We start from the raw sequence: 24,303 nt of genomic DNA, 5'->3' as shown, positions 1-24,303 counted from the left end.
CGGATTCAGGCCGACCAACGGCTTCTCCGCCCAATCGGGGCCACGCAGCGCTGCCTTGCCGCCCGCATGGCCCGCATTGGATTCGCCGCCGGCGCCCGGCGCGGACCTGCAACGGCGATGGCCAATGAGGCCTTTGCAGCCTGAAATCAGGCCCTTTGGCGTCTTGACCTGCGATCAGACCAGTTGCAACTCGAACGCTTTCAGCACCGCGCGCGTGCGGTCGCGCACACCGAGCTTGCTGAGGATGTTCGACACGTGATTCTTGATCGTGCCTTCGGCGACACCGAGCGAATTCGCGATTTCCTTGTTCGAGAACCCTCCGGCCATCAGGCGCAGGATCTCGGTCTCGCGCTCGGTCAGCGGATCGGGCCGATCGAGGCTGACGAAGTCGTTGCGCATGTGCTCCAGACCGGAAAGCAGGCGCTGCGTCATTGCCGGCTGCACCAGCGAGCCGCCGGCGGCGACCGTCTGGATCGCCCCGACCAGTTGGTCCAGCGAAACATCCTTGAGCAGATAGCCCTTCGCACCGGCCTTGAGGCCCGCGAGCACCAGCTGGTCGTCGTCGAATGTGGTGAGGATGATCGTCGGCGGCAATGCATTGAGCCGCGCGAGTGCCTGCAGCGCCTCGAGACCGGACATCGCGGGCATTCGCATGTCCATCAGCACCACATCGGGCTGGACCTGCGGAATCATCTCGACCGCCTGGCGGCCGTCGCCGGCCTCGGCGATCACCTCGATGCCCTCGGCGAGCGCTAGCAGCGACCGAACGCCCTGCCTCACGAGCGTCTGGTCGTCGACCAGCATCACCCGGATCGGGGATCTAACGGTCGGGGATTTCGGGGCGGACATCATACGGTCACTCCTTCGCAAGCTGCGGTGGAGGCCGAGACAGGCAGGGTCAGCGTCAGGCTGAATCCCGCGTCCGGCCGGGTATCGATCGTGAGGTCACCGCCGTACTGGGCGAGCCGCTCACGCATGCCACGCAGGCCGTTGCCTGCCGTGAGCTGCTCGGCGCCGCGTCCGTCATCGCGCGCCGTCACGCGCACGCAGTCGCGGATGCGCTCGGCGCGGATCCACAGGTTGCGCGCGCCTGCGTGCCGCACCGTGTTGGTGATGATTTCCTGCGTGCAGCGCAGCAGGACGTGGGCGCGCTCGGGGTCGTCGAGCATCAGCGGCGCCTGGATATCCATGTGGATGTCGAGCGCCGGCACATTCTCGGCGAGCGGCCGCAGTGCGGCGGCGAGGTCGATCGATCCGCCTTCGCGCAGCTGGCTGACGGCTTCGCGCACGTCGGTGAGTAGCAGCCGCGCGAGGGTATGGGCCTGGTGCACGTGGTCCTTCACCCGTCCCTCTGCGAGATGCCCGGCCACTTCGAGATTCAGGCTCAGCGCCGTCAGGTGATGCCCGAGCAGGTCGTGCAGCTCGCGTGAGATGCGCGTGCGCTCGTTGACGCGCACGCTCTCGCCGAGCAGCGCGCGGGTGGCGCGCAGCTCCGCATTCAAGCGCCGCTGCTCGTCGCGGGCCTGCGCCTGCTGGCGTGCGACCAGGCTGGTCACGAACACGAACAGCGAGAAGCCGGCGTACAGCACCGACTGCATCATCGCCTCGAGCAGCGTGAAGTCGAAGCCGCGAACGAACACCGGCACCACCGCCAGCTGGCTCAGTGCCAGCCACGCGATCCCGAGCGGCAGCGGCAGCAGCCACGGCAGCAGGCAGGCCGCGACCATCAGCAGCACGCTGCCCAGCCCGCTCTCGGCGTAGTAGCTCACCGAAATCGCGGCACCGGTCAGCACCAGCAGCAGCACGTAATCACCGACCGTGCGCCGGCGGACATCGAGGCCGCGCGTCAGCCAGGCGTAGCTGATACCGAACGCCGCATAGGCCACCCACCCCTGCCACGGCCGCGGACGCAGACCGAGCGGGACCTCGTCCACGCCTGCGGCCAGCGGCAGCATCCACAGGTAAAGCAGCGGCACGCCGACGACGGCCCAGGTGAACAGGCCGGAGTAACGCAACAGTTGGATATGGTTCAGGCGGGCCAGCATGCACGCATCGTACTGGCGCGGCCGGGCGCACGGAGCCGTCCGAAAGTCATGCCTGCGGTCGCGGTCGCCGCGCTTGGGACCCCATGCGATAATCACCGCCGGCCGCGGCCGTCTCCGGCCGACGAACCAGGGAGCATGGAATGTCGATTGTCGTCCGCGACGTGCGCGAGCACGAGCTGGATTCCGTACTCGCACTCAACAACGCCGCCGGACCCGCCATCCTGCCGCTGGACTCCACGCGGCTTCGCGCGTTCTACGACTGCGCCGAGTATTTCCGCGTCGCCGAGCGCGACGGCACGCTGGCCGGGTTCCTGATCGGCATCGGCCATCGGTCCGAGCACGACAGCAGCAATTTCCGCTGGTTCCGCGAGCGCTACTCCAATTTCTTCTATATCGACCGCATCGTCGTTGCCAGCCGGCGGCGTGGTGGCGGCGTCGGGCGCGCTTTTTACGCCGACGCCCAGAGCTACGCCGAGCTGCGCTACGCGCAGATGGCCTGCGAGGTCTTCCTCGACGGTGGCAACGACCCGGTGCTGCTGTTCCATGGCGCGTTCGGATTCCACGAGGTCGGCCAGAACGTGATGCCCGACGCCCGGCTGCGCGCAGCGATGCTGATGAAGGACCTCGAAAGCTACCCTTGGATCAACGAAACCTACGGCGACGCACTGCCGAAGCTGCCGTGGGTCCGCCAGCCGCGCGTTGCGCTGGACGCAGCGGCATTCGTACCGATGCAGACGGGGACCGGCCTGTGAACGTGGTCGGCATGGATTTCGAGCCGGCCGGTGAACTCAAGATCGGCCAGGTCGGCATCGCGAACCTGCGCATACGCACGCTCGACGTCGCACGCCTGGTCGACGAGATGCGCAGTCGCGTGCAGCGCGCGCCCAACCTGTTCGACCGTGCTGCCGTCGTGCTGGATTTCGGCGGCCTGGCCCATGCGCCTGATGCGGCGACCGCGCGCAGCCTGATCGACGGCCTGCGTGCCGCCGGGGTACTGCCGGTCGCGCTTGCGTACGGCACGAGCGAGATCGAGCAGCTGTCGATCCAGCTCGGCCTGCCGCTGCTCGCGAAGTTCCGCGCCCAGTACGAACGCGTCGACGGCACGCCCGCGCCTGCAGCGGCAGCAACCGCCCTGCCCCCGCGGCGCGAGCCGCCACCACCCGAGCCGCCGCGCGCGGCGCCTGCACCGGCCGCGGCCCAGCCCCAGCCCGGCCTGATGCAGGTTGCGCCGGTCCGCTCCGGCCAGCAGATCTACGCCGACCACCGGGACCTGACCGTGCTGACCACCGTCGGTGCGGGCGCCGAGGTCATCGCCGACGGCTCGGTGCACATCTACGGTGCGCTGCGCGGTCGTGCACTCGCCGGCGCGCAGGGCAACACGCAGGCGCGTATCTTCTGCCGCGAGTTCCACGCCGAGCTCGTGGCGGTCGCCGGGCACTACAAGGTGCTCGAGGACATCCCGAAGGACCTGATCGGCAAGCCGGTCCAGGTCTGGCTCGAAGACGAACAATTGAGGATCGCGGCGCTGGACTGACCGTCCCGGCCGCGCGATCCATCCCCCAAGATCAGAACAGGAGAAACGAACTTTGGCCGAGATCATCGTAGTCACGTCCGGCAAGGGCGGCGTGGGCAAGACCACCACCAGCGCGAGCCTCGCCTGCGGGCTCGCACGGCGCGGCCACAAGGTGGCGGTGATCGACTTCGACGTCGGCCTGCGCAACCTCGACCTGATCATGGGCTGCGAGCGTCGCGTCGTGTACGACTTCGTCAACGTCGTCAACGGTGAAGCGTCCCTGCGCCAGGCCCTGATCAAGGACAAGCGCTTCGACAACCTCTACGTGCTCGCGGCGTCGCAGACGCGCGATAAGGACGCACTGACGAAGGAAGGCGTGCAGAAGGTGCTCGACGACCTCGCGCAGGATGGTTTCGACTACATCGTCTGCGACTCGCCGGCCGGCATCGAGAAAGGCGCGTTTCTCGCGATGTACTTCGCTGACCAGGCGGTGGTCGTGGTCAATCCGGAAGTCTCCTCGGTACGCGACTCCGACCGCATCCTCGGCCTGCTGGCAAGCAAGACGCGGCGCGCCGAGAACGGCGACCGCATAAAGGAGTTCCTGCTGCTCACCCGCTACAGCCCCAAGCGCGTCGAAACCGGCGAGATGCTCAGCATCGGCGATGTCGAGGAAATCCTCGGCCTGAAGACGATCGGCGTGATTCCCGAATCGCCGGACGTGCTCAACGCCTCGAACAAGGGCGAGCCGGTGATTCTCGAGTCGCAGTCCGATGCGGCGCAGGCGTATGACGACGCGGTGGCCCGCCTGCTCGGCGACACGCGCCCGATGCGCTTCACGATGGCGGAAAAGAAGGGCTTCTTCAGCAAGCTCTTCGGAGGTTAACCGATGGGGATGTTCGATTTCCTGACGGCGAAGAAGCAGACGGCCTCGCTTGCGAAGGACCGGCTGCGCATCATCGTCGCCCATGAGCGTGCCGGCCGCGGCGGCCCGGACTACCTGCCGATGCTGCAGCGCGAGCTGCTCGAGGTCATCCGCAAGTACGTCAATGTCGATGCGGAGTCGGTCAAGGTCGACCTGATAGGCGAAGGCGACAACAAGGTGCTCGACATCTCGGTGGCCCTGCCCGAGCAACCCGCGCAGGCCTGACCGCTGCAACGGTGCCGGCGGCCGCCTTGGCGGTCGCCGCCGCCCTGTGGCAAACCGAGTGGCGCTGCGCCATGCGTGACCGCTGCGCCGATCTACCCGACGCTCCCGATGCTGACCCTGGCCGACATCGACTTCGACGACGCAGCCACGCTGCTCGCCCGCTATGGCCTGCGCCTGCACCTGGTTGCCGATGGCGAGCCGATCCCCGGTAGTTACTGGGGCGACGCCGAGGCGGGGATCATCGCTTCGGATGTCTACGCCAGGCGGGACACGCCCGTGCACTCGCTGCTGCACGAGGCCTGTCACCTGATCGTGCTGCCACCTGCGCGCCGCGCCGCGGTGCATACCGACGCGACCGACTCGATCGAGGAGGAAGACGCCGTCTGCGTGCTGCAGATCCTGCTGGCCGGCGAGCTGCGCGGCGTAGGCCGCGATCGCGCGCTTGCGGACATGGATGCCTGGGGCTACAGCTTCCGGCTGGGCTCGGCGCGGGCGTATTTCGAACGCGACGCCGAGACCTCGTGGGAGTGGCTGCAACGCCACGGCCTGGCCGACGCGACGACGCGCGTGCCGATCCTGCCGCCCCTGCCCGCAGCGGCCGCCTGACCCGGTCACGCCGGGCAACTTGCACGGTCCTGCTGGGGCCTCTAGCCTTCGGGCGCGGGTGCGCTCGCGCCTGAAGACTCCGGAGACCTCGATCATGACCCCAGCACGCGCGCTTCTCGCGCTCAGCATTACTGCCCTGCTCGGCCTGTCGGCCTGCACGCGGCAGCCCAGCCCGGACGATTCGCGCCCCGGCGCGCCACCGGCAGCGCGCGAAGGCGAGACCGCCGACGAGTTCATCGCGCGGGTCAACGCCGAATACAAGGCGCTGTATCCGGAGCTGACGGCGGCGCAGTGGTTGTCGTCGACCTACATCAGCGACGACAGCCAGCTGCTGTCGGCGAAGGCGAACGAGCGCTACCTCGGCCAGCTCAAGAGCTGGATCGAACAGGCGAAGAAGTTCGAAGGCCAGCAGATGTCGCCGGAGACCGCGCGCGCGATCCGGCTGCTCAAGCTCTCGACCTCGATGCCGCCGCCGAAGGATCCGGCCAAGCTCACCGAGCTCACCCAGATCGCAACGCGCATGGAAGGCATGTACGGGTCGGGTGAGTTCTGCACCGGCGAAGGCGCGGCGCGCAGCTGCCGCCAGCTGGGCGACCTCGAGGAAGTGCTGCGCAACAACCGCGACTACAACGAGCAGCTGGCCGCATGGCGCGGCTGGCACACGATCTCGCCGCCGATGCGCAAGGACTACACGCGCTTCGTCGAGCTCGTGAACGACGGCGCGCAGAACCTGGGCTTCGCCGACGCCGGCGAGATGTGGCGTTCGGGCTACGACATGAGCCCGGCCGAGATCGCAGCCGAGACCGACCGCCTGTGGACCCAGGTCAAGCCGCTGTACGAGCAGCTGCACTGCTACACCCGCACGCGGCTGCAGTCCGAGTACGGCGCTGACAAGGGCGCGGCCGCCGGCGGCATGCTGCCGGCGCACCTGCTCGGCAACATGTGGCAGCAGGACTGGGGCAACATCTGGGACATCCTCGCGCCGTACCCGGGCGCCGGCAGCCTGGACATCAGCACCGCGCTGGAATCGCAGTACCAGCAGGCGTATGCGGGCCGAATCGCGCAGTCGCAGGTGCCCGCAACGCCGGCGATGCTGGTCGAAGCCGAGCAGGAAGCGCGCCTCGCGAACGCGAAGCAGATGACCGAGCGCGCGCAGGACTTCTATGTCTCGCTAGGCATGCCGAAGCTGCCGGAGAGCTACTGGAAGAACACCCAGTTCATCAAGCCGCGCGACCGCGACGTGGTCTGCCACGCCAGCGCGTGGGACATGAACATGGAAGGCGACGTGCGCACGAAGATGTGCATCAAGCCGAACGAGGAAGATTTCACGACGATCTACCACGAGCTCGGCCACGTCTATTACTACCTCGCATACAACAAGCTGCCGCCGATCTTCCAGCAGGGCGCGCATGACGGCTTCCACGAAGCGATCGGCGACACCATCGTGCTCGCGATGACGCCGCAGTACCTGCAGTCGATCGGCCTCGTGGGCGAGCAGCAGCAGACCAACGAAGCGCTGATCAACGCGCAGATGCGTATGGCGCTGGCGAAGGTCTCGTTCATGCCGTTCGGCCTGATGATCGATCGCTGGCGCTGGGGTGTGTTCGATGGTTCGATCAAGCCCGGCGAGTACAACAAGGCCTGGTGGGATCTGAAGGCGAAGTACCAGGGCGTCGCCCCGGTCGAGGCACGCGGCGAGCAGTTCTTCGATGCGGGCGCGAAGTACCACGTGCCGGGCAACACGCCGTACACGCGTTATTTCCTCTCGCACGTGCTGCAGTTCCAGTTCTACAAGGCGCTGTGCGACGCGTCGGGCTTCAAGGGCCCGTTGTACGAATGCAGCTTCTACGGCAACAAGGAAGCCGGCCAGAAGTTCCAGGCGATGCTGAGCAAGGGCGCGAGCCAGCCGTGGCAGCAGACGCTCAAGGAGCTGACCGGTGGCGAGAAGATGGATGCCTCCGCCGTGCTCGAGTATTTCGCACCGCTGCAGACCTGGCTGAAGCAGCAGAACGAGGGCCGCACCTGCGGCTGGCAGGCGAACGCGACGCCGGCTCCGGCAGCCAGCCCGGTGGCACCGGCAACGGGCCCGGCAGCGCCGGCCGCACCTGCCAAGCCGGCGACACCGCCGATCGCGGGCTGAGCCTCAGCCACTGGTGGCACCGAAAGGCCGGCGAATGCCGGCCTTTCCTTTTGGCGAAGCGGTCGCGCGCTTCGTCGCGTCCGATGGGCCAACCAGCCGAGGCGGGCGCGGCTTGCTCCATTCCGCCGCCGGCTGCAGACCCATGGGCCTAGACGATCTCGCTCGGCATCGCAGGCTGCTCGCCCGAAGAATCGATCGACCGCCGCCGCACCTGCCGCTCCCAGCGCCAGAAGCACCAGCCGACCGCCATGAACGCCGCCGCGCCGGCCGCGAGAGCGAGCGGATCGCTGCTGAGCCAAGGCGACAGCAGACCCGCAACGACGGCATTGAGAACCAGACTGGTGAATGCCTGCAGCGACGAGGCCGCGCCGCGCTGCTGCGGGTACATGTCGAGGATCGACAGCGTGATGATCGGAAACACGAGCGCGATGCCGAATGCGTTGAGGCTCATCGGCAGCACCGCGATCGGCACGCTGGGCACGTCGACCAGCAGGTTGTAGCCGAGGTTGAACATCATCGCGACGGCGCTGCAGGCGAAGCCGATCGCGACGAGGCGCTCGCCGGAAATGCGCCCCGCGGCCCGGCCGGACATGAAGGCGCCGAGCACCATGCCGCCAATCGTGGGCACGAAGAACCAGGCGAACTGCCGCTCGTCCAGCCTCAGGATGTCGAGCACGAACGCGGGCGCGGACGCGATGTAGAGAAACAGCGCGCTGAAGTTGAACGCGCTTGCCGCCGCGAGCCGCTGGAAGCGGGCGTTGCGGAAGATGCCGGCGTAGTCACGGATCAGCCCGACCGGACGCAGCGACCGCCGCTGCTCGGGCAGGTGCGTCTCCGGCAGCCAGCGGGCCGTGGCGATCAGCAGCGCCAGCCCGAACGCGACCAGAAACCAGAAGATCGCCGGCCAGCGGCTCCAGCCGAGGATCCAGCCGCCGATGATCGGCGCGATCGCCGGGGCGATGCCGAAGATCATCGACACCTGGCTCATCAGCCGCTGCGCGTCGTCACCGTTGAGCACGTCGCGAATCACCGCGCGGCCCACGATCAGCCCGACCCCCGAAGACAGGCCCTGCAGCGCGCGGAACGCGAGCAGCGTGGGCAGATCGGTCGCAAGCGCGCAGCCGACCGACGCGAGCGTGAACACGGCGAGGCCGCCGAGGATCACGCGGCGCCGGCCGATCGCGTCCGACAGCGGGCCGTGCACGATGCTCATCAGCGCGTAGGCGATCAGGTACACGCTGATCGTCTGCTGCATCGCCACCTTGTCGGCCCCGAGCTGGGCACCGATCTGCGGGAACGCGGGGAAGATCGTGTCGATCGAGAACGGGCCGAACATCGCCAGCCCACCGAGCAGCAACGCGAGCCGGCGGACCGGGAGGGCCGGGGTGGAACGGGGCATCATCATGGGCGCGGGACGGCGGGCTAGCTTAACGACTCAGGGGCGGCGCCTTCGTTATTCCACCGGGGCGTTGCGTTCCATCGGCCGCCAATCGCCCGCCTCGTCCGTTCGCTGCGGCCTCGCCCGCAGGCTCGCGCGGGCGGGTACGCCCGCGTTTGCGGCGCTGGGCGGGCGCGATCCACAGTGCGCGTGTTCCGCCTGCACCTTGCGGCCTTTCGCGCCCGAGGCGCGACGGAGGCGACTTACGGTCGTGCCATATGGGCGCAGTGCGTAGTGCGCAGTACCCGCGGTTGCAGGCCGCGGCCAGACTTAACCCCAACCGGCCGACCGCGCCCGCGGGCAGTAAAGCCGCAAGCGGGCCGGGCCTTCACGCGGCCGGCACGTCTATAATCCCGCCAGCAGCACGCGGTGGGAGAAGCGGGCACGGTCCCGCTGCCGAAGGCGCAAACGCCCGCAATCGCTCAGGCCCCACGACCGCCGCGTACACAACTCTGGAGAGACCGGTTCAATCCGGCGCCGAAGGGGCAAGAAGCGCCCTCCCCCGCTGCCCCGGCAGCCAGCCGGGGCCGCTTCCAAACTCTCAGGCAAAAGGACAGAGGGGCGCCCCGCGTGTGGCATGCACGCAGCCTTCGGACGCCTCCGTCATGAACCAGAGTTCCACCCCGATCCCCGCCGGCACTTCGCTGCGCGCACTCGAACACCACGGCGCATTCATCGAGCGCCATATCGGACCGAACGATGCCGAGATCGCGCACATGCTGCGCGTGGTCGGTTACGAGTCGCTCGACGCGTTGACCGATGCGATCGTACCGGGCTCGATCAAGTCGGCCACGCCGCTCGCGCTGCCCGAGCCGATCACCGAAGAAGAAGCGCTCGCCAAGATCCGCACGCTCGCCAAGCGCAACCGCGTGTTCCGCAGCTACATCGGCCAGGGCTATTACGGCACGCATACGCCGAAGGTCATCCTGCGCAACATCCTCGAGAACCCGGCGTGGTACACGGCCTACACGCCGTACCAGGCCGAGATCTCGCAGGGCCGCATGGAAGCGCTGATCAACTTCCAGACCATGTGCGCCGACCTGACGGGCATGGAGATCTCGAACGCTTCGCTGCTCGACGAGGGCACCGCGGCGGCCGAGGCGATGACGCTTGCCAAGCGCATGTGCAAGTCGAAGTCGAACGTGTTCTTCGTCTCCAGCGGCGTCCACCCGCAGACGCTGGAAGTGCTGCGCACGCGCGCGGCCGGCGTCGAGATCGAGCTGCATGTCGGCGACGAGAGCGAAGTGACGAATGTCGACTGCTTCGGCGTGCTGCTGCAGTACCCGAACACGTTCGGCCAGATCCACGATTACGCGGCACTCGCCGAAGCCGTGCACGCACGCGGCGGCCTGGTCGCGGTCGCGACCGACCTGCTCGCATTGACGCTGATCGCGGCGCCCGGTGAATGGGGTGCGGACATCGTAGTCGGCAATAGTCAGCGCTTCGGCGTGCCGTTCGGTTTCGGCGGCCCGCATGCGGCGTTCCTTGCCTGCCGCGATGCGTACAAGCGCTCGATGCCGGGGCGCCTGATCGGCGTGTCGATCGACGCCGAGGGCAAGCCGGCCTATCGCCTCACGCTGCAGACGCGCGAGCAGCACATCCGCCGCGAGAAGGCCACGTCGAACATCTGCACCGCGCAGGTCCTGCTCGCCGTCATGGCCAGCATGTACGCGGTGTACCACGGTGCCGAAGGCCTGACCCGCATCGCACGCCGCACGCACCGCCTGGCCGCGATCCTCGCTGCCGCGCTGCGCCAGGCCCGCGTGACCGTGGGCCCGGACTTCTTCGACACGCTGCACGTGGTCGATGTCGACGCCGCCGCAATCCATGCGAAGGCACGGGAAGCCGGTATCAACCTGCGCGAGATCGACGGCCGCAGCCTCGGCATCAGCCTCGACGAGACGACGACGCGACAGGACGTGGTGGACATCGCCGCGCTGTTCGGGGCGCACATCACGGATGTCGATGCGCTCGATTCCAGCGCCGCCGACTCCCTGCCGTCTGGCCTGCTGCGCACCAGCAAGTTCCTGCAACACCCGGTGTTCAACACGCACCACAGCGAACACGAACTGCTGCGCTACATGCGCTCGCTGTCGGACAAGGACCTCGCGCTCGACCGCACGATGATCCCGCTCGGCAGCTGCACGATGAAGCTCAACGCGACGGCCGAGATGATCCCGGTCACGTGGCCGGAGTTCGCGAACATCCATCCGTTCGCGCCGACCGACCAGAGCGAGGGCTACCACCAGCTGATCACCGAACTCGAAGCGATGCTGGTCGAATGCACCGGCTACGACGCGGTCAGCCTGCAGCCGAACTCCGGCGCGCAGGGCGAGTTCGCGGGCCTGCTCGCGATCCAGGCATACCACGCCTCGCGCGGCGAGAGCCATCGTGACGTCTGCCTGATCCCCGAGTCCGCGCATGGCACGAACCCCGCCTCGGCGCAGATGTGCGGCATGCAGGTCGTGGTGACCAAGTGCGACGCGAACGGCAATGTCGACGTCGAGGACATGCGCGCGAAGGCCGAGAAGTACAGCGACCGCCTTGCCGCGCTGATGATCACCTACCCGTCCACGCATGGCGTGTTCGAGGAGGACATCGTTGCGATCTGCGAGATCGTGCACAAGCACGGCGGCCAGGTGTACACCGACGGCGCGAACATGAATGCACTTGTCGGCGTCGCCAAGCCCGGCAAGTGGGGCTCGGACGTATCGCACCTCAACCTGCACAAGACGTTCTGCATCCCGCACGGCGGCGGCGGCCCGGGCGTCGGCCCGTGCGCGGTCAAGGAGCACCTTGCACCGTTCCTGCCGCGTGCGTTCGGTAGCGATGCCCCGGTCGGCATGGTGTCGGCGGCGACGTTCGGTTCCGCCTCGATCCTGCCGATCAGCTGGATGTACGTCACGATGATGGGCGCCGAAGGGCTGCGCCGCGCGACCCAGGTTGCGCTGCTCAACGCGAACTACGTCGCCAAGCGCCTCGCGCCGCATTACGAGACGCTCTACACCGGTCGCAACGACCTTGTCGCGCACGAGTGCATCCTCGACTTGCGCCCGATCAAGGACGCGACGGGCATCAGCGCCGAGGACGTGGCCAAGCGCCTGATCGACTTTGGCTTCCACGCACCGACGCTGAGCTTCCCGGTCGCGGGCACGCTGATGGTCGAGCCAACCGAGAGCGAGGCGCTGCACGAGCTGGATCGGTTCATCGACGCGATGATCCAGATCCGCGACGAGATCCGCGCGGTCGAGGAAGGCCGTATGGATCGCGAGGACAACCCGCTCAAGCACGCACCGCACACCGCGAATGCGGTGATGGCGGCGGAATGGACGCACGGCTATTCGCGTGAGTTGGCCGTCTTCCCGCTAGCTTCGCTGCGGCAGCAGAAGTACTGGCCGCCGGTCGCGCGCGTCGACAATGTCTACGGCGACAAGAACGTGTTCTGCAGCTGCGTGCCGATCAGCGAGTTCGAAGAGATCGAGGCGTTCAGCGAGCCGAATGTGATGTAAGTCGCGCGCCGCGTCGGCCTGGCCGGGTGACCGGTCGAGGCCGACGTCGGTTGCGATGCGAAACAAACCAGCGGCCGGCCCGCGTTAACGCCGGACACGAAAAGGCCCCGCATTGCGGGGCCTTTTCGTTACGACGTGTTACCGCCGTGCGCTGGTTTTACCGGGGCTGCGAGCTCGGGCAGGCCGTGCGCTGGCCGTCCGCGCTTTCGCAGTCGTCGCGCTCGTCGATCACTTCGAGCGCAGCGGCCTGCAACATCGCGCCGGGCGTGCGGTCGTCGATGCGATCGAGCAGGTCCGTCGTTTCGCTCGCGAACGAGTTCGTCGCGATGACACCCACCGGCGGCGGCTCGGGCAGCACCGCTTCTTCCGTGATCGTCAGCGTCGAGCCGACGAACGTGAGGCGGTAGTTCGACGACGCGTTCAGCGTGCCCTGCTGGATCGCATACGAACCCGCAGACTCGCCCGGCTGACGGGTCAGCGAGCCGCTGAGCGAGTCACCCGTCACGATCGATCCGTTGGTGATCGTGTACGTCAGTGCCGGGTCGGGATTGCCGACCTGCTTCATCTTCGGATCGGCGGTGACCGTGATCGCGCGCTGCAGGATGTCGGCGACGACGCTGCCGGGAAGCGTCAAGGTGTAGTTGCCGGCATCCGCACCGGTCAATGTCGTGCCACTCGCGTTAACGGCCTTGCCCGTGCCGGCGTTCGGATCGAGGAACGCGAAGGCGGTGCCCGTGGTCCCCACCGCATCTCCGGCAACCGCGCCGTTCAGAGTGACGGCCCCGGTCGCGGTGGTGGTGCCGTCGTAGGTCTTGTTATCGACCACGAAGCCCGCCACGAGTGCACGGCGCAGGATGTCCGCCACCGCAGTCGCCGGCAGCGTCAGCGTGTAGTTGCCAGCGTCGGCACCCGTGAGGCTCGTACCGCTGATGTTGACGGTTTTGCCGGTGCCTGCGTTCTTGTCGGCGAAGGTGAAGGTCGTGCCGCCCGTGCCAACTGCGTCGCCCGAAAGAACGCCGTTCAACACCACCGCGCCCATTCCCGCCGTGCTGCCGTCGTACGTTTTGTTGTCGACGTTGACGGTGCCGGTGATGCCGAGCGGCGTGACCGTCACCCTGCCCGCGTTCGACACGTCGACCGCATAGCCGCTGTTGGTCGCGAGCGAGTTCGGATCGACCGTGATGCCGTATGGCCCACCGTTGACCGACGCACGCGGCGCGAAGCCGTCGGAGGTCACGCGCGGCGTGCCGTTGAATACCGACGCCTGGGTGTCGGCGAGGAACGCGCCGGCAACGCCCGGCTGGTAGCCGCTGATCGTGAACGCAACGCCCGGGTTGGACGTCAGGTCGGTGCCGTAGACCTTGCTCACGTTGCCGGTGGTCAGCGTCAGCCGCGGCTGGAACGCGAACACGTAGCGGTTGGCGTTGACTGCCGCCGGAGCGAGCGTGGCGCGCGTCGCGTTCCAGATCGCCGTATTGTTGCTGTTGAGGTTGTCGAACACGTTGCCGGCCGGAGCCTGCGAGTAGATCACCCAACGATTGGATGCGACGACCGCATCCGAGCCCGAGGCGTTGATGAAGTTCGCATCGGTCGACAGGTCGACACCGGCTCCGCGCACTTGGCCGGCCGCACCGATCTCGAGATTGCCGCCCGTCACGGCGATCGATGCGTCGCCGGTGCCGGCGTTGACCACACCCGAGACCGTCAGCGCGCGTGCGTTGCGGAGGGTGAGCCTCGACGTGGTGAACGCCCCAAGCTGCCCGATCTGGTTCGCGCCGCCGAGCACCGCGCCGCCACCGGCGGTACCGGTCAGCAGGTTCGTGGTGAGCGGGCCGGTGACGTTGAGCGCGCCGCTGGTGTTGACGGTCGTTGAATTGCTGGATGCGGTGCCGAGCGTGATACCGCCCGCATCGCCGGTGAGCGAAAGCACGCCGGTGGCGTTGGCCGCTGCGATGTCGAGCCCGTTGGCGGCGGCAATGATGTCGGCGCCCGCACCCGTTGCCGCTACGGTGCCCAGCAGCGCTGCGCCCGAAGCGTCGACCCTCACATTGCCGGCGGACGAGATGTCCATGCGGCTGCCGGGCGTCGCGCCACCCACCGTGCCGAGCGCGGTGACCGAGACGGTGCCGCCGCTCGAGCGCAGTGCATTCGCGCGCACCGTGCCGACCGAATCGGCCGTGATGTTGCCGCCTGCGTCGATCGTGGTGGCGACGTTGAGGTCGCCGCCCGTCGCGGCGAGCGAAACGCTGCCGCCGGCGTTGGCCGAGCCGAGTGCGAGCGAGCCCAGGCTCGAGGTCAGCGAAAGCGATGCATTCGGACCGACGAAGGACGTAATGTCGACCGAGCCGCCATTACCGACCAGCGTGCCGGTGTGGTTCGCCGTGATGTTGCCAACCGTCAGCGCACCATCGGTGGTGAGCGTGGCATTACCGGCAACGCCCGCGCCGACCGTCAGGTCGTCGAGGTCGAGGCCGTTGCTAGCGGCCACACTGTTGGCGTTGAGCATGCTTGCGCCGTTGACGGTCAGCGTCGACAGCGCGTTCGTCGAGCCGACGTTGCCGTTGAACGTGGTGCCCGTCGCGTTGATGACGAGGTCGCCCTGGTTCGCCGCCTGCCCGTCGATCGTGCCGTTGAAGGTAGCGCTGCCGCCGGTGGCCGTGAACGTCGTCGCCCCTGCGACCACGGTCGCGCCATCAACGACGATATTCCCTGCGCCGGTGGTGACCGGTACTGCGTTGACGAGCATGCCGCTGGCGACGTCGAAACGGATGTCGCCGCTGCCGGTCGTTGCACCAGCGATCTGCGGGCTGAACCTGTCCACGTTGAGCGTGGTCAGTTCGAACGGCACGCCGGCAGCACCCGTACCGGCATTGCGGACCTGGATGCCGCCGGCGCCCGAGTTGCGGAACGCGGCTGCGGCGAACAGGTTTTCCTGAAGCAACGAGATGCCATTGGCCGCGCTTACGTACAGCCGCCCGCTCGAGCTCTGCGTCGTATTGACGATGCCTGCGGTCTGATTGATTGCACCCGACGAGCGGAGCGAGATGTACTCGTTCGTCGAGCCCGCGCGGATGCCCGAGGTTACGTTGCCGCCGAGGTTGATGTTTCCGCCGCCGGAGGTAATGAGCTGGACATCACCGCGCGCCGAGGTCAGTGGCCCCGTGACGTTCAGATTGCCCCCGTTCCGGGCTTCGATCCAGAGGCGGCCCGGACTGCTGAGGTTGGCAGCGGTGAAGCCACCTGCGGTATCGGTGATGACGAACGTGTTCTCGGTGCCCTGGGTGAAGTTGGGCGTGAACACACCAGCGCCGAAGAAGTCCGCGGCCCGGATGCGGTAGCCGTCACCGACGTTCGGCGCCACGGCGACGGTCAGGTTACCGGTCTCGGCATACAGCGACATGTCGTTGCCGGACAGCCTCGTTGTCTGCAGGTGGTCAGCTGCACCCGCAGAGCTGGTGTCGAGCGGAGCGAGTCCGCCGACCGTACCGCCGGAGGTGAGGGTACCCCCGACCGAAATGCCCTGCGAACGAATCACGAGGTCGTCCCGCGCGGTGACGGTGCCGACGGTGACCGAGCCGCTGGAGCCAATCGCGACATCACGGCCCTGCAGCGTGTTCGTCGAGTAGTCGACCGAGCCCGCCGAGCGGATGTCGAGGTCCGATGTGCCCGTGCCCACGTTGCCCAAGATCCGGACGCTCGACGCGCCGGCCGCGACAGCTGTCTGTCGCGTGCGGCCGCCTGCAATCAACGTGCGCGTCGTGCCCGCACCAGCGTTGCCCGCCGCGTAGAGCACGATGTCACCGGAATTGAACGTGACCGTGTCGGCGCCGCCGCTGTTGTTGAGCAGCACATTGCCCGCTGCATCGGTCATGCCAGCGGCCGCGATGATGGTCTTGTTGCCGCTGAACGTGCTTGCGCCGCCGACGCTTACCGCGGTCGTGGCGGTGCTGCCTTCGGTGATGGCGAGCGTGGTGATCGCATCGAGGTTCCCGTCGAACGTCACCGACACGCCACGCGCGCCGACGAGCGCGTTCTGGCCCGTACCGGCATTAGCGGTGCCGCCGAAGTTGATCGCGTCGGCAATCAGCGCGATCGCACCGGGGCCGCTGCTTGCGTTGAGCGAGGCGCCGTTGGCGACCGTGATGCCGCCGGCTGCACCGCCGAACGTGAAGGTGTTCGTGGTGCCGTTGAGGAATGCAGCGCCGTTGAGCGTTGCGTCCTCGCCGTTGAGCAGCGCCGCAGTCGACAGCAGCAAGCCGCCGACGTTGAACACGCCCGAGCTGCTGACCGCGATGCCGGCCGGATTGATCAGCCAGAAGTTGCCGCCGGCATTGACCGTGCCCGCGATCGTCGACGTCATGCCGCCGGTCACCCGGTTGACGAAGATGTAGTTGTTGCCGACGCCGGCGTCGCTGGTCACATTGAAGAACGTGGCGGCGGGAACGTCGAACGTGGTCCACTCGGCGTACGCGCGGGGGCCGGTCACGTTGACGGTCATGGTGGTGCCGTCGGACGTCGGTGCAGTGACGTTCGTGGCATCGGTGAAGCCGGTCGGCAGGCTCTGCGCCGCGACGTGCGGCGCGGCAAGCGCGGTGGCGATGCCTAGCGACAGGGCACGAAGCGCGAGGCCGCGGGAAGGGGTCTTATGGGTCATGTGCGTGTCCTCAGCGAATCGAGAAGGCGTGGGAGAACGTCAGCAGCAGGCTGTTGTCCGGCTCGGCGAAACCCGGGATAGGCGCGGTCTGCGGCGCCGCCCAGATCAGGGCGAACTCGCTCGTGCGGCCACGCAGGCGCATGCCGAGGCCTGCCGACCACGGCTCGGCGTCGTAGCCGCCGCGGTCTTCGCTCCACAGCCTCGCGCCGTCGGCAAAGCCGAACAGGCCCAGCTGCGCAGCGCCGTCCAGTGAGAACTCCACGCCAAGCTCGGCGCGGGCCGCGATTGCGCGGTCGCCCGCTGCGGCGCCCGGGTCGAAGCCGCGGCCGATCGTGTAGTTGCCGAACTGGAACTCTTCGTAGGCCGGCAGCGAGTCGTCGGTCCACTGCGCGGCGGCGGTCAGTGCGGCATACGGTGCGACCGCCGTGCTGTTGCCCAGCCGCAGGCGCGCGCCCGCGCCGAGGCGAACGGACGTGAAGTCGATTTGCGCATCGGTCCGCGAGAGCAGCCGGTCGCCGGTCTCGCTGGCGCCGAGCGCTTCCAGCCCCTGGCGCAGCTCGACGCTCGCATGCGTCGCGAAGTTGCGCGTGTCGCCATACATCCAGCGGCCTTCGACGCCGAGCGACAGAACACGCAGGCTTTCTTCGAACAGCGGAATGTCCGGCCCGCCGAACGAGCCGAGGAAACCGAGCGCGTTGTCCTGCTCGATCGCCTCCAGGCGCACGGCACCGTCGACCATCGCGTTGCGCTGCTTGACGAACGGATAGCGGACACCTACACGGGCAACCAACGATTCACCGTCGAGATCAAGCGCCGCGAGGTCGCCTTCCGGCTCGGTGCGGCCGTAGGCCACGTCGCCGGTCAGCACCAGGCCTGACGGGCCGACGCGCACTTCCTCGAGCAGCTGTGCAACCTGCTGCTCACCGTCGACGCTCGAGTACAGCACCAGGCTGGTGCGCTCGCCCAAACGGGTGAAACCGTTTGCATCGAAGCGAGCGGAAACACCGTTCTTGCCGAGCGCTTCGGAGCCTAGGTTCTGCGCACCCAGCGTGACATCGAGCGTGCGGCGCGGCGCGAACGTCGCGGTCGCCTGCAGGCCGTCGGCGCTGCCGTCATCGGCGCGGCGCATCGAGAAGTTCACGTCGGCACCGGGCAGTTCGCGTACCAGCAGGAACGCGCGCTCGACATCGGCCCAGCTCGTCGCGCCCTGGGTCTTCAGCGCATCCAGGTAGGCCTGCGCAAGCGCAGCCGACGGGCCCATCGCCTCGGCGTTTTCGATGCGCACGTCGGCGATGCGGCCTTCATTGACTCGAAGGGTCAGCACGCCGTCGGTGATGCGCTGCTCGGGCAGCTCGACACGCGCCAGCGCCTCGCCGTTGCGGGCATACACGGCCGCGACGCGGTCGCGCGCGTCGCACAGCAGTTGCGTATCGCCGGTACGTCCGACGAGATCGCCCACGGCGGCGTCGAGCTCGGCCTGCCGCACCAACGTCGCGCCGGTTACTTCAATGCGCGAGAGCGTCACCTGCCCCTGCCCTGCGAACGGGCACGTGCCCGGCGCGGCAAGCGCGGCCGGGTCGATCGTGCGCGCCTGCAGTGCCGGAGTGCGCGCGGCCGGGTCGATGTCCTGTGCCGTCTGGCCCGGAACGCGGGCGGGGTCGACCGGCGGCGGCTGCTGTTGTGCGAGTGCAGGCAGCGCGGCCAAACAGGCAACCGCCAGCAGCGAACGGCAGACGGACGGGGCGGAGCGCAGGTGTGTTCGTGAAGTCATGGGGTTCCCTGTGATAGGCACGAAGCCGACGACGGCCGACGGCCGTCAGTGGCACGACGCACGTGCCATGCAGTGGTTTTCTAGAAGAACGCGGGTGGATCAGGCCTACGGCCGCGCTTGGCTGCGATGGCTCCCCCGCGCGATCTGGCCGGAATCCAGCCTCAACCATTGGCGGACTAGGTCGCGTGAAGACGGGGTCGTCACGATGTGCCGAATCCGGCCTCTTCCTGCGGTGCCAGCGGTGGCCGCACCGCGCTTCCCCTCGCACGGCAGTCTCCTCCAGGGCCCCAACCCCCGACCCGGTCCGGCCGCGGACGACCACGGCGGAACCTGCCCGTCGCAGTCGAGCCCGCTCTCACCTCGACTTCGTGTACGGCTTCTCGCCGCGCTTGATCATCGACGTAGGTCTCTGGCAAGGGAGCCGGCTTGCCGTGCATCCACATCCCACGGGCACCTGACCGGGAGGCGGTGCCGAAGCATCACCGCGACGGTGATGTCACCGACGGCCGGCACCCCGCTATCAGACCGCGGCCCCGGGCCAGCTGTCGCACTGCCCGATCGCATAAGCGGCTGCACACGAGGACGCATCGGCGAAGCGGTGCGTTCAGGCCGGCGAGGCTGTCCCAGTAGCGAGCCGCGCTGCGGGAAAGCGGGACCGGCAGCTGCCGCATGCCCGGCACACGGGCTTACTCGTGGCAGCCGAGTCGACGTAACGCGATCAGCTTCGCAATCGCCTCGACCGCCAGGCACAACGACCGCGACAACTCCGCGTCCTCCGCATAGTCGGCGCGTGCGAGGTTCTGGACACGGCGACCGGCACGCATCTTCTTGTCCTTGCTCCAGCTCGAAGCCGAGCCGTCCGGACCGAACACCCCGATTGCGATTCCACCGCGACTGCCGATCAGGTCGAACGCGGGCAGGTCACTCGCGCCATCGCCGACGTACACCATCTGGTCGAACGGCACGTGCCAGTCCTGTTCGGGAATTTCGCGATACACGTCGGGTGGCGAGTCCGACCCGTCGACCGACAATCCTTTTGCGAGTTGCAGCAGGTAACGCACCTTCTCGGGGTAGGTGACGATGCGCTTGGGAAACACGAGCCGGCCATCGTCGTCGTAGCAGCCCGCGCTGCCCCAGATCGCCTTGAATTCGTGCGCGATCGAGGTGGCTCCGGGCACTTCCGCAAATCCGGCGGTCAGCACATAGAACTCGACCACCACATCGTCGACGACCGCTCGCGCGGTTTCACGCAAACGGTCGAACACCCGTTCGACGTCGCGGTAAAGAGGGGTGTCGCGGCCGACCTCCTGCAGCAGCGACTCGGTGATTGCACCGCCGCAGCGTTCGGACAGATCAATCAGCGCCTTGAACCGGGCAAGCGAGTGATCCCATCCCTCCCGGTCCAGTGGCTCGACCTGCTCGCGTCGAAAAGATTCGGGGTCCACCCCAAGCTTTTGCAGCAACACGTCGACCGATCCTTTGCCGAGCGTGAGGTCGAAGTCGAACACGACCGCGATTCGGTTGTGCACCACCCTGGTCGCATGCGCCATCCGGAACTCCAGCAGCTTCAGTGGCCTCTACCGTAGGTGCCCTGGCGCGTAGGGCGCGTCGAATGCCGCAGCACGGCCGGTTCCGCGCTCGCCGCCGAAGTGATTGACGCGCTGCAGCAAGAAAATGCGCGATCCGGCCGGCGAGCGGCCGAGAGCCTTGCGGGACGGGGCCCATAGCCGTCCGGACGAGCCGAAGAACCGCTATTCAGCTCGGCCGAAGGCGTCGCGCGGACAAAAACCGTGCCTGCAGCCGCCCTGTTCAGCTTGTCGCGACGCCGTTTTCGAGCCACCACACCCCTGTTCAGTCAAGTAAGCGAGGCGCCTTCCTTCCGGCATTTGTGACAGTTGTCACACTTTAAGCTCATCCCTTTGCGGAATTTGTCTTGTTTGTGACTCCGATCGTCATTTAGGTTCGAGTCAGCGGTCTCACGGAAGAGGCGCCATCCCCCACCGTCTGGCGTGCAGGACGCCCAGCGCAGTTCACCAGACGGATCCCCGCGCTCTGCATCAGCGCCGCCCACTTCGGGAGTTCATCGATGACCAATCGCAATCCGCGCCGCACCCGCCTCCATGCCCTCGCTGCCGCGACCACGCTGGCGCTGGCTTCCATGGCGGGCGCTGTCCACGCCGGCAACGTCAACGCCTCCGGCCTCGCGTCGCAGGGCAATGACCGCTTCATCGTGAAGTACCGCGAAGGCACGCCGGAGCGCGCCAATCCGGCGAACGTCCGCGCTGCTGCGAACCGCGTCGCCCGCGTCGGCGGCAAGGCTGTCGGACTCGACCACGTGCGCCGCATGGCGCTGGGCGCCGATGTGCTGAAGACCGACCGCGAGCTCGACCGCGTCGAAGCCGAGGCGCTGATGCGCCAGATCGCAGCCGACCCGGCTGTCGAATACATCGAAGTCGACAAGCTCAACCACCCGGTATTCACCCCGAACGACCCCGACTTCAGCCAGCAGTACGGCTTCGGCACCGGCGCGGGCGGCACGTACGCGACGCAGGCATGGGACGTCACCAGCGGCAGCGGCGCGGTGGTTGCGGTGCTCGACACCGGCATCACGAATCACAGCGACCTCAACGCGAACATGCTGCCGGGCTACGACTTCATCGTCGACACCGCGGTGGCCGCCGACGGCAATGGCCGTGACTCCGATCCGTCCGACCCGGGCGATGCTTCTGGTGGCCAGTCCTCGAGCTGGCACGGCACGCACGTGGCCGGCACCGTGGCAGCGGTCACCAACAACGGCAAGGGCGTTGCCGGCATGGCGTTCGGCGCGAAGGTCGTGCCGGTGCGCGTGCTGGGCAAGGGCGGCGGTTACGACTCCGACATCGCCGACGCGATCATCTGGGCATCGGGCGGCAGCGTGTCCGGCGTGCCCGCAAACCCCTACCCGGCCGAAGCGATCAACCTCAGCCTCGGTGGTTCCGGCAGCTGTGGCACCACGACGCAGAACGCGATCAACAGCGCGGTGTCGCGCGGTTCGACGCTGGTCATCGCGGCCGGCAACGACAACACGAACGTCTCCAACGCCTCGCCGGCGAACTGCAACAACGTGATCGCGGTGGCCTCGACCACGAACACCGGCGCGCGTTCGAGCTTCTCGAACTACGGCTCGCTGATCGACATCGCCGCTCCGGGTTCGTCGATCCGCTCGACGCTCAATTCGGGCACGTCGGGCCCGTCGACTGAAAGCTACGCGTCATACAGCGGCACCTCGATGGCGACGCCGCACGTCGCCGGCCTGGTCGCACTGATGCAGGCCGCGGCCAGCACCCCGAAGACACCGGCCGAGATCGAGTCCATCCTCAAGAGCACCGCGCGTCCGTTCCCGTCGACGCCGTCGCAGCCGATTGGTGCCGGCATCATCCAGGCACGCGCCGCGGTCGATGCGGCCCGCGGCGGCACCACGCCGCCTCCGCCGACCGGCGGCACGCTGACCAAGGGCACGCCGGTCACCGGCTTGGCCGCCAGCACGGGCCAATCGCTGGAATACACGATGAGCGTGCCGTCGGGCGCAAGCAACCTGACGTTCACGATGTCCGGCGGCACCGGCGATGCCGACCTGTACGTGAAGTTCGGCAGCGCGCCGACCGACAGCTCGTACGACTGCCGCCCCTACCGCTCGGGCAACAGCGAAACCTGCACGTTCGCCTCGCCGGCGGCGGGCACGTACTACGTGCGCGTCAAGGCGTACTCGTCGTTCTCGGGCGTGAGTCTGGTTGGCGACTACTCGACCAGCAGTGGCGGCAGCCGCCAGACCTACAGCAACGGCACCGACTACGCGATCCGCGACTACTCGACGGTTGAAAGCCCGATCACGGTGTCGGGTCGCAGCGGCAACGGGCCGAGCGACGCATCGGTGAGCGTCAACATCCTGCACACCTACGAAGGTGACCTGAAGGTCGACCTGGTTGCGCCGGACGGCTCGGTCTACAACATCCACAACCGCTCCGGCGGCAGCGCCGACAACGTCATCGGGACCTACACCCGCAACCTGACCAGCGAGGCGCTCAACGGCACCTGGAAGCTGCGCGTCAACGACAACTACGGCGGCGACACCGGCCGGATCGATTCGTGGAGCATCAACTTCTGATCGACCTCCAGTAACTGCTTCAAGGAAGACCCCGGCTCCAGCCGGGGTTTTCGTTTGAGCGAGTCGATGCATGACGCGACCGCACGGCGTCGCCGCGACCGCATCGCTGCGAATGCTGACTGGACCTTTTGCCTTCCCTTTTCTGCGCTGCGATCGCTGCCCGAATCTGGCCTCCGACTGCGTTTGCCTGAGCAGGGATCAACGACACCGGCGCAGGCCGGACAAAGGGAGAGTGCTATGGAACGGCTGAAGAACTGGTTCAACGCTGGACTGGTATCGATTGCGCTGCTCGCCTCGGCAGGCGCCGCACATGCGCAATCGGAGTTCACGGTCAAGGACGAAGCGACGGGTGCGCGGCAGATACTCACGGAGGACACCGCGCGATTCACGCTCACAAGCTTCGGGGACCGCGTGTTCTTCAACGTGCGCGACACCTCGGGCCAGGCAGCGGCGATCGGTGATGGCAACTGGTATGTCACGTTCGTCGCCCCGCCGGGCGAGCGCCTGAAGCCCGGCCTGTATCCGGATGTCGGATGCCCCACCGCCACCTACGGCCGCGCCGCGGGATTGCAGGTCACGTTCGAGAATCCGCGCTGCTCGACCGAAGACACGATCTGGGGCTGGATCGTCATCCGCCAGATCGATTACGACGCCGCCGGCAAGGTCGTAGCGCTCGAGGCCACCTACAGCCAGCGCGTCGGGTCACCCGATGCGCCCGCGTGGAGCGGGCTGCTGCGATACAAGGCTTCGCCGCTGTCGTTGCGCATCAAGGCACCGGAGACTTCGCCCTGGGGTGCGCTGCGGCAGCATCACCACGGCGACACCAGCCTGTTCTCGCTCAACGGCGACGCGTCCGGCATGTATTACGAAGCGTCGGTGATCAAGGACTTCTGGAACGTCGTCGTGTTTCCGCCGACCGGCCAGACGCTGCGTCCAGGCCGCTACGTCACGCGCGGCGAAGCGACGTCGCGGTTCGCCGGGCTCAACGTCATCCGCGGGCTCGAAGATCCGGTCTACTGCCCGAACAGCACCGGCGTGCTCGATATCGTCGACGTGGCACTCGATGCAGCGGGCAAGGCCAGCGGCCTGCACGCCCGCTTCGAATATCGCTGCGATCCGAGGAGTGCACCGATGCGCGGTGAAGTGCGCTTCAAGCGCTGAGCGTTGCACGCAGTGGCCGAGGCGCGTGCGTCGCGTCTCGGCCTACAGACTTCAATGTCTACAACCAACCGCGTTATCCGCGGTCGATGAGGCGACTGCGCAACACGCGGTCGCCATGGGCGGCCACGCCGCCCCGTAGGCGTCTGCATCACCGTTCCCGTACAGCGCTCTACCG

15 protein-coding genes, 1 pseudogene and 1 riboswitch are annotated in these 24,303 nt (G+C 67.6%); of the genes and pseudogenes, 10 read left to right on the top strand and 6 right to left on the bottom strand.

Annotated elements, in window-relative coordinates:
- Window positions 1-174 precede the first annotated feature (174 nt).
- A complete protein-coding gene (locus ACFFGH_RS06145; RefSeq protein WP_386667410.1) occupies window positions 175-849 on the bottom strand; it encodes a response regulator in 675 nt (224 codons plus the stop codon).
- Window positions 849-2,045, bottom strand: a complete 1,197-nt coding sequence (locus ACFFGH_RS06140) for a histidine kinase (protein ID WP_386665914.1) — start codon at window positions 2,043-2,045, stop codon at window positions 849-851. Before ACFFGH_RS06140 ends, ACFFGH_RS06145 begins: the two co-directional genes overlap by 1 nt.
- 140 nt (window positions 2,046-2,185) lie before the next feature.
- Here ACFFGH_RS06140 and ACFFGH_RS06135 point away from each other — a divergent pair, with 140 nt between their 5' ends.
- The 6 genes from ACFFGH_RS06135 to ACFFGH_RS06110 all read left to right on the top strand — a co-directional run bounded on the left by ACFFGH_RS06135 (window position 2,186) and on the right by ACFFGH_RS06110 (window position 7,451).
- Window positions 2,186-2,797 carry a GNAT family N-acetyltransferase gene (locus ACFFGH_RS06135; RefSeq protein WP_386665912.1) on the top strand — a complete coding sequence of 204 codons (612 nt, stop codon included), beginning with the start codon at window positions 2,186-2,188 and terminating at the stop codon, window positions 2,795-2,797.
- Window positions 2,794-3,579 (top strand): septum site-determining protein MinC, encoded by a 786-nt coding sequence (gene minC / locus ACFFGH_RS06130; RefSeq protein ID WP_386665910.1) that lies wholly within the window; start codon window positions 2,794-2,796, stop codon window positions 3,577-3,579. The genes ACFFGH_RS06135 and minC overlap by 4 nt, the downstream gene beginning before the upstream one ends.
- Window positions 3,580-3,631: 52 nt before the next feature.
- Complete coding sequence (gene minD / locus ACFFGH_RS06125) at window positions 3,632-4,441, top strand: septum site-determining protein MinD (RefSeq protein ID WP_386665908.1); 810 nt, start codon at window positions 3,632-3,634, stop codon at window positions 4,439-4,441.
- A 3-nt stretch (window positions 4,442-4,444) separates the two neighbouring features.
- Entirely contained in the window at window positions 4,445-4,705 is a 261-nt protein-coding gene (gene minE / locus ACFFGH_RS06120) for a cell division topological specificity factor MinE (RefSeq protein WP_386665905.1), read from the top strand.
- A gap of 108 nt (window positions 4,706-4,813) precedes the next feature.
- Entirely contained in the window at window positions 4,814-5,311 is a 498-nt protein-coding gene (locus tag ACFFGH_RS06115; protein ID WP_386667408.1) for a hypothetical protein, read from the top strand.
- Between the two features lie 94 nt (window positions 5,312-5,405).
- Window positions 5,406-7,451 (top strand): M2 family metallopeptidase, encoded by a 2,046-nt coding sequence (locus ACFFGH_RS06110; RefSeq protein WP_386665902.1) that lies wholly within the window; start codon window positions 5,406-5,408, stop codon window positions 7,449-7,451.
- A gap of 148 nt (window positions 7,452-7,599) precedes the next feature.
- Here ACFFGH_RS06110 and ACFFGH_RS06105 read toward each other — a convergent pair whose 3' ends face one another.
- On the bottom strand, window positions 7,600-8,850 hold the full coding sequence (locus tag ACFFGH_RS06105) for a multidrug effflux MFS transporter (protein WP_386665899.1): 1,251 nt from the start codon (window positions 8,848-8,850) through the stop codon (window positions 7,600-7,602).
- Window positions 8,851-9,331: 481 nt separating this feature from the next.
- Window positions 9,332-9,456, top strand: a riboswitch (glycine riboswitch).
- Window positions 9,457-9,494: 38 nt separating this feature from the next.
- On the opposite strand from ACFFGH_RS06105, the gene gcvP reads away from it, so the two are divergent.
- Window positions 9,495-12,398, top strand: a complete 2,904-nt coding sequence (gcvP, locus tag ACFFGH_RS06100; RefSeq protein WP_386665897.1) for an aminomethyl-transferring glycine dehydrogenase — start codon at window positions 9,495-9,497, stop codon at window positions 12,396-12,398.
- Between the two features lie 157 nt (window positions 12,399-12,555).
- Here gcvP and ACFFGH_RS06095 read toward each other — a convergent pair whose 3' ends face one another.
- The 3 genes from ACFFGH_RS06095 to ACFFGH_RS06085 form a co-directional block, all read right to left on the bottom strand.
- A complete protein-coding gene (locus ACFFGH_RS06095; protein ID WP_386665894.1) occupies window positions 12,556-17,052 on the bottom strand; it encodes a beta strand repeat-containing protein in 4,497 nt (1,498 codons plus the stop codon).
- Window positions 17,053-17,062: 10 nt separating this feature from the next.
- Window positions 17,063-18,823, bottom strand: coding sequence for a ShlB/FhaC/HecB family hemolysin secretion/activation protein (locus ACFFGH_RS06090; RefSeq protein WP_386665891.1), 1,761 nt, complete (start codon window positions 18,821-18,823; stop codon window positions 17,063-17,065).
- 686 nt (window positions 18,824-19,509) lie between these two features.
- Window positions 19,510-20,373, bottom strand: coding sequence for an HAD family hydrolase (locus ACFFGH_RS06085; RefSeq protein ID WP_386665888.1), 864 nt, complete (start codon window positions 20,371-20,373; stop codon window positions 19,510-19,512).
- 536 nt (window positions 20,374-20,909) lie between these two features.
- On the opposite strand from ACFFGH_RS06085, the pseudogene ACFFGH_RS06080 reads away from it, so the two are divergent.
- The 3 genes and pseudogenes from ACFFGH_RS06080 to ACFFGH_RS06070 form a co-directional block, all read left to right on the top strand.
- Window positions 20,910-22,604: pseudogene (locus tag ACFFGH_RS06080) on the top strand (S8 family peptidase); the annotation flags it as partial.
- On the top strand, window positions 22,584-22,967 hold the full coding sequence (locus tag ACFFGH_RS06075; protein ID WP_386667407.1) for a proprotein convertase P-domain-containing protein: 384 nt from the start codon (window positions 22,584-22,586) through the stop codon (window positions 22,965-22,967). The pseudogene ACFFGH_RS06080 and the gene ACFFGH_RS06075, both read left to right, overlap by 21 nt.
- A 237-nt stretch (window positions 22,968-23,204) precedes the next feature.
- The gene (locus tag ACFFGH_RS06070; protein WP_386665885.1) at window positions 23,205-24,128 is read left to right on the top strand and encodes a hypothetical protein; all 924 of its coding nucleotides are present in this window, start codon (window positions 23,205-23,207) and stop codon (window positions 24,126-24,128) included.
- Window positions 24,129-24,303: the final 175 nt, after the last annotated feature.

This window comes from Lysobacter korlensis (assembly GCF_042434515.1).
Note: the sequence above shows the minus strand (reverse complement) of the source record. Positions and strands in the feature narration are given on the sequence as shown.

Coding starts and splice junctions, on each gene's coding strand:
- ACFFGH_RS06140 (WP_386665914.1), bottom strand. CDS start 2,045: ATGCTGGCCCGCCTGAACCATATCCAACTGTTGCGTTACTCCGGCCTG.
- ACFFGH_RS06145 (WP_386667410.1), bottom strand. CDS start 849: ATGTCCGCCCCGAAATCCCCGACCGTTAGATCCCCGATCCGGGTGATG.
- ACFFGH_RS06135 (WP_386665912.1), top strand. CDS start 2,186: ATGTCGATTGTCGTCCGCGACGTGCGCGAGCACGAGCTGGATTCCGTA.
- ACFFGH_RS06095 (WP_386665894.1), bottom strand. CDS start 17,052: ATGACCCATAAGACCCCTTCCCGCGGCCTCGCGCTTCGTGCCCTGTCG.
- ACFFGH_RS06110 (WP_386665902.1), top strand. CDS start 5,406: ATGACCCCAGCACGCGCGCTTCTCGCGCTCAGCATTACTGCCCTGCTC.
- ACFFGH_RS06105 (WP_386665899.1), bottom strand. CDS start 8,850: ATGCCCCGTTCCACCCCGGCCCTCCCGGTCCGCCGGCTCGCGTTGCTG.
- ACFFGH_RS06090 (WP_386665891.1), bottom strand. CDS start 18,823: ATGACTTCACGAACACACCTGCGCTCCGCCCCGTCCGTCTGCCGTTCG.
- ACFFGH_RS06085 (WP_386665888.1), bottom strand. CDS start 20,373: ATGGCGCATGCGACCAGGGTGGTGCACAACCGAATCGCGGTCGTGTTC.
- gcvP (WP_386665897.1), top strand. CDS start 9,495: ATGAACCAGAGTTCCACCCCGATCCCCGCCGGCACTTCGCTGCGCGCA.
- ACFFGH_RS06115 (WP_386667408.1), top strand. CDS start 4,814: ATGCTGACCCTGGCCGACATCGACTTCGACGACGCAGCCACGCTGCTC.
- ACFFGH_RS06070 (WP_386665885.1), top strand. CDS start 23,205: ATGGAACGGCTGAAGAACTGGTTCAACGCTGGACTGGTATCGATTGCG.
- minE (WP_386665905.1), top strand. CDS start 4,445: ATGGGGATGTTCGATTTCCTGACGGCGAAGAAGCAGACGGCCTCGCTT.